The organism is Mesobacillus sp., from assembly GCF_049588175.1.
Classification (GTDB): domain Bacteria; phylum Bacillota; class Bacilli; order Bacillales; family Cytobacillaceae; genus Mesobacillus.
The window spans coordinates 1-6,071 of the sequence record NZ_JBAVFI010000117.1 but is presented as its reverse complement, the minus strand read 5'-3'; the positions used below and the strand labels follow the sequence as shown (position 1 = coordinate 6,071).

The 6,071-nt window shown below is 43.7% G+C and carries 5 protein-coding genes; all 5 read right to left on the bottom strand.

Annotated elements, in window-relative coordinates:
• Nucleotides 1–2,290, bottom strand: a 2,290-nt coding sequence (gyrA, locus tag WB217_RS02825; protein WP_423990452.1) for a DNA gyrase subunit A, incomplete at its 3' end; no start/stop codon positions are given.
• A gap of 217 nt (nucleotides 2,291–2,507) precedes the next feature.
• Nucleotides 2,508–4,415 carry a DNA topoisomerase (ATP-hydrolyzing) subunit B gene (gene gyrB / locus WB217_RS02820; protein ID WP_423990456.1) on the bottom strand — a complete coding sequence of 636 codons (1,908 nt, stop codon included), beginning with the start codon at nucleotides 4,413–4,415 and terminating at the stop codon, nucleotides 2,508–2,510.
• Between the two features lie 131 nt (nucleotides 4,416–4,546).
• Complete coding sequence (gene remB / locus WB217_RS02815) at nucleotides 4,547–4,795, bottom strand: extracellular matrix regulator RemB (RefSeq protein WP_423990450.1); 249 nt, start codon at nucleotides 4,793–4,795, stop codon at nucleotides 4,547–4,549.
• 10 nt (nucleotides 4,796–4,805) lie between these two features.
• A complete protein-coding gene (gene recF / locus WB217_RS02810; RefSeq protein ID WP_423990448.1) occupies nucleotides 4,806–5,924 on the bottom strand; it encodes a DNA replication/repair protein RecF in 1,119 nt (372 codons plus the stop codon).
• 19 nt (nucleotides 5,925–5,943) lie between these two features.
• A partial coding sequence (locus WB217_RS02805; RefSeq protein WP_423990454.1) for an RNA-binding S4 domain-containing protein occupies nucleotides 5,944–6,071 on the bottom strand: 128 nt, incomplete at its 5' end.

Below are 6,071 nucleotides of genomic sequence, written 5' to 3'. Positions count from 1 at the left end.
GCATCAGGTCTTCTTCTCCTGTTACAGCCTTCATCGTTACCAGGTTGCCGTTCTTTTCTGTAATATTGCAAGTCTTGATTCCTTTACCGCCGCGCCCCTGCCTTCTGTACTCTTCGGATGGCGTTCTTTTACCGTACCCGTTTTTCGTTACAACAAGGATTTCGTCGCTTTCCTCAAGAACTTCCATGCCCACAACTTCATCGTCATTGGAGAGGGAGATACCTTTTACTCCAGTAGCTGTACGGCCCATTGATCGAACATCAGTCTCTGGGAAACGTATCATTAGACCATTCTTGGTTCCAATAATCATTTCCTTGCTGCCATCTGTCATTCGTACGGAGATTAATTCATCGCCATCACGCAGATTCAGAGCAATCAAACCATTGTTACGGATATTCGCAAAGGATGACAGCGGCGAACGTTTTGAAATCCCTTCTTTTGTCGTGAAGAACAGGAACCAATCGTCCACGAATTCTTCAACAGGAATGATGGCGTTCACCCATTCTCCTTTTTCGATTTCAAGCAGGTTAATGATTGGAATCCCTTTAGCCGTACGGCTGAATTCTGGGATTTCGTAACCCTTCGAACGATACACCTTTCCTTTGTTCGTAAAGAAAAGAATCGTATCATGCGTAGAAGTTGTAATCAGGTGTTCTACGAAATCATCTTCATTTGTTCCCATACCCTGGATTCCGCGGCCGCCGCGTCTTTGTTGCCGGTATGTAGAAACAGGCAAACGTTTTACATAGCCATTATGGGTTAGGGTAATGACGATATTTTCTCGAGGGATTAGATCCTCATCCTCAATCATTTCTAATCCGCCAGAAACAATTTCAGTCCGGCGTGTATCATTAAAGCGCTCTTTAATTTCAGTAAGCTCTTCACGGATGATTTCAAGCACTTTTTCATCATCTGCAAGGATTGCTTTCAATTCTGCAATCAGCTGCATCAGGTTTTGGAATTCCTCTTCAATCTTCTCACGTTCTAAACCAGTAAGCCTTTGAAGACGCATATCCAGGATTGCCTGTGCCTGCTTCTCTGAAAGATTGAACTGGGTCATCAAACCTTCTCTCGCTATATCTGTTGTACGTGAGCTTCTGATCAGGCTGATAACTGCATCAAGGTTGTCAAGAGCGATTCGCAGCCCTTCGAGAATATGTGCACGTGCCTCTGCCTTCTTAAGCTCAAACTCAGTTCTTCGGCGAATGACGACTACCTGATGGTCAAGGTAATATGTTAAACACTGCTTCAGGTTCAGAACCTTCGGCTGCCCGTCAACAAGGGCTAAAAGGTTAATACCAAAGCTTGTCTGCAATGCCGTTTGCTTATAAAGATTATTTAAAAGGACATTTGCATTCGCATCTTTGCGAACTTCGATGACCATCCTCATCCCTTTACGGTCAGATTCATCTCTTAAGTCCGTAATGCCATCAATTTTCTTATCGCGGACAAGTTCCGCTATTTTTTCTACCAATTTAGCTTTGTTTACTTGGTAAGGAAGTTCTCTAACGATGATAACTTCTTTCCCATTTGATTTTTGCTCAATTTCTACTTTTGCCCTAAGCATGATCGACCCGCGCCCAGTTTCATATGCCTTGCGGATTCCGCTGCGGCCAAGAATCAGTCCTGCCGTTGGAAAATCGGGTCCTGTTATGATCTCCATCAGCTCTGGAATAGTTATGTCAGGATCTTTACTAACCGCTAAAACCCCGTCAATAATCTCACCGAGCTGATGTGGAGGAATGTTAGTTGCCATCCCAACAGCAATTCCGGATGTTCCGTTTACAAGAAGGTTAGGGAATCTTGCTGGCATGACGACTGGTTCTCTTTCAGAACCGTCATAGTTATCCTGATAATCAATCGTATCTTTATTGATGTCACGCAAAAGCTCCATGGAAATTTTGGACATACGGGCTTCTGTATAACGCATCGCTGCCGCCGCGTCACCATCGACAGAACCGAAGTTTCCATGCCCATCTACTAGCATATAACGGTAGTTGAAGTCCTGAGCCATACGAACCATTGTGTCGTATACAGCCGAGTCACCATGTGGGTGGTACTTACCGATAACTTCACCGACGATTCTCGCCGATTTTTTATAGGCCTTGTCCGAATGCATGCCAAGGTCATGCATAGCGTAAAGAATCCTTCTGTGCACCGGCTTTAAGCCGTCACGCACGTCAGGGAGCGCACGAGCAACGATAACGCTCATGGCATAATCCAGGAAGGATGAACGCATTTCCTGGCTAATATTTATCTCTTTCACACGAGAATTTGGTATCTCAGCCATTTAAGAGAAACCTCCTTTAGTAAGAAAAGCGCAAGCGACTTGGCGGCCACGAGGGGCTAGGCGCTGGAGCTAGACACTAATCTAATTGTTAAAGTCCATAATTCTTATAAATAATATCTGTTCGGTACAAACCACAAACAGGCATGCGAATCCGCACGGCCTATGGTCATTTCAGAAAAAGCAGGATAGAGGCAGAACCTTCTATCCTGGGCATATATTAAATATCTAGGTTCTTTACATAGATTGCATTTTCTTCGATAAAGTTACGGCGTGGCTCTACTTTGTCGCCCATTAAGATCTCGAAGGTTTCATCTGCTTCAATAGCATCTTCAAGCCGTACCTGAAGCAGTGTCCTGGATTCCGGATCCATCGTTGTTTCCCACAGCTGCTCTGGATTCATCTCACCAAGACCCTTGTAACGCTGTATCCCAGGCTTAGGCTGCTGTGAAAGAACACCAAGGATTTGTTCAAGCTGTTTGTCGTTATAGGCATACTCAATGCGCTTCCCTTGCTGTACTTTGTATAAAGGCGGCTGGGCAATATAAATATAGCCTGCTTCGAGAATCTGTCTCATATATCTGTATAAGAACGTTAATAATAAAGTACGGATATGAGCGCCATCTACGTCTGCATCTGTCATGATGACGATTTTATGATAACGAGCTTTCGATATGTCGAAATCCTCGCCAATCCCTGTTCCGATAGCTGTAATGATTGCTCTTACCTCGTTGTTGGACAAAATCTTATCCAGACGTGACTTTTCAACGTTCAGGATTTTACCTCTTAGCGGCAAAATTGCCTGGAAGTGACGGTCACGGCCTTGCTTGGCAGAACCACCCGCAGAGTCACCCTCAACGACATACAGTTCACTGATGGATGGATCCTTTGAAGAGCAGTCAGCCAATTTACCTGGCAAACTCGAAATCTCAAGGGCACTTTTACGCCTTGTCAATTCACGAGCCTTCTTCGCAGCGAGTCTTGCCCTTGCTGCCATGAGACCTTTTTCAACAATTTTCCTTGCAACATTTGGGTTTTCCAGCAGGAATTTCTCAAAATGCTCGGAAAAAGTTGTATCAGTAACATTACGGACTTCTGAGTTTCCAAGTTTTGTTTTCGTCTGACCTTCGAATTGTGGATCTGGATGTTTGACAGAAACGATTGCCGTCAATCCTTCACGGACGTCTTCACCCGATAGGTTCGCATCAGCATCCTTGAAAATGCCATGCTTGCGGGCATAGTCATTAATAACACGTGTTAATGCCGTTTTAAATCCAAATTCATGTGTTCCGCCTTCGTAGGTATGGATATTATTCGCGAAAGAATAAATGTTTCCGGTATAGCTATCATTGTACTGAAGCGCTACCTCAATCGTGATGCCATCTTTTTCACCTTCGATGTAGATGGGTTCATCATGAAGGACTTCTCTTGTGCGGTTTAAATGCTCTACATATGATTTAATTCCGCCTTCGTAGTAATACTCATTCTTTTTATCCTCTACGCGTTTGTCTTCGATCGTGATTTTGATGGCTCTGTTCAAGAAGGCAAGCTCACGCAGACGGTTTGCAAGTGTGTCGTAGTCATATTCAAGGGTTTCGGTGAAAATTTCATCATCCGGCTTGAAATGAACGGTTGTTCCAGTGTGATCGGTCTCGCCGATTACTTTTAGCGGATCCCCGACAGCGCCTCGTTCGAATTTCTGGTAATGGACTTTCCCATCAAGGTGAACAAAGACTTCAAGATACGTAGAAAGGGCGTTAACGACTGATGCTCCAACACCATGGAGTCCTCCGGAAACCTTATAGCCTCCGCCGCCGAACTTACCGCCGGCATGAAGTACCGTCATGATAACTTCTACAGCTGGCCTTCCCATTTTTGCATGGATACCAACTGGTATTCCGCGGCCATTATCTTTGACAGTAATGCTATTGTCCTCTTCGATAATGACATTAATCTCATCACAAAAGCCGGCTAGGGCTTCGTCTATACTATTATCAACGATTTCCCATACTAGATGGTGCAAGCCTTTTGCACTCGTTGAACCGATATACATTCCCGGACGTTTACGTACAGCTTCCAGGCCTTCAAGCACTTGTATCTGGCTTTCATCATATGCTTGTCCCTGCATGGATTGTTGATCCATTGCCATATCGATCACCTACACTTTCATTTTGACTCTTCTTTTTCAAAAATCTTTTATGCTGGCGGGTTTGCACAGATTGCTGGATTACGAAAAAATTTGCAGTAACCGCCGATCTATTAAAACTCCTGAACGGATAATTTTTGGGAGCGTTTCTTTAATGTTCCCGATGCGAGAGGGGAAAAATAAATATGATTGCCAGTCACTACAATCGACTTGACCGCCCCTTTTGTCAGATGGACGATCTTCTGATCCTGGCGCGCGATGAAATCCTCCATGTATGGGGAGGAACTGGCGCTGTCAATATCCAAAATTGCAATTATATCCTTTGTCCTTACAAGGACTTCTTCACCAACATGCATATACATTGACTCCACCTCATTGGATTCTCGACATTTCGCCGGATTCCACTTTGTATGCTGCCGCTTCTTTCAGCGTCTGATGGTCAATTCCATCCACACTTGTTGTGGTAACGAATGTTTGAACTTTCCCCTGGATGGTATTTAATAAATGGGATTGGCGATAATCATCTAATTCAGATAAAACGTCATCAAGCAATAAAATTGGATATTCGCCAATTTCAGAATTAATCAGCTCGATCTCTGCCAATTTCACCGAAAGTGCCGTTGTCCTTTGCTGGCCTTGTGAGCCAAATGTCTGGACATCCCTACCATTGACAATAAACTCTAAATCATCGCGATGCGGCCCGAACATAGTTGTGCCGCGGTCAATCTCTCTTAATTTTATTTTAGCAAATTTTTCTTCATAGACTGCTATCATTTTCGACAAATCATCATCTTCTGATACATCCGCAGAGGGTTTATAGATGATTTTCAAGCTTTCAAGTCCTCTTGATATCCCCTGGTGAATCGGCAATGCCCATTGTTCAAGAAGATTAAGGAATTCAAATCTCTTGACGATAATCTTCGCAGCCATCTGGATAAATTGTTCTGTCAGGATATCAAGCATGGTAAGATCCGTGCTTTTCTTGATTTGCAGCTGTTTCAGATAATGGTTTCTTTGCTGCAGAATCTTGTTGTATTGGCTGATATCATGCAAATAAATCGCCGATACCTGCCCAATCTCCATATCAATAAAACGGCGCCTTACTTGAGGACTCCCCTTTACAAGGTTGAGATCTTCAGGCGCAAACATGACGACATTCATATTTCCAACATATTGGCTTAGCTTACGCTGTTCGAGATGGTTAACCTTAGCACGCTTGCCTTTTTTCGCAATAACAAGCTGCATGGGAAGTGACCCATTGCTTTTTTTAATCCGTCCCTCTATTTTAGCATATTCCTCGTCCCAGCGAATTAAATCTTTATCATTGGAGGTCCTGTGCGACTTGGCCATTGCCAGCACATAGATTGATTCCATGACATTAGTCTTACCCTGGGCATTTTCTCCAAGAATCACATTGACCTTATTTTCAAATTCCGCCTCTAGTCCCTGGTAGTTGCGATAATTTCTTAATTGCAAATCCTGTATATACATGAACAGTTCATCCTCTGGATTATTGCGTTATGTTGAACTTTCCAATTCCAGGAATGCTTACCTGGTCTCCGGAACGAAGCTTCCTTCCTCTTCGCTGATCCTGTTCGCCATTGATAAATACTTCATGTTCACTTAAAAACCATTTAG

Coding starts and splice junctions, on each gene's coding strand:
- gyrB (WP_423990456.1), bottom strand. CDS start 4,415: ATGCAGGGACAAGCATATGATGAAAGCCAGATACAAGTGCTTGAAGGC.
- remB (WP_423990450.1), bottom strand. CDS start 4,795: ATGTATATGCATGTTGGTGAAGAAGTCCTTGTAAGGACAAAGGATATA.
- recF (WP_423990448.1), bottom strand. CDS start 5,924: ATGTATATACAGGATTTGCAATTAAGAAATTATCGCAACTACCAGGGA.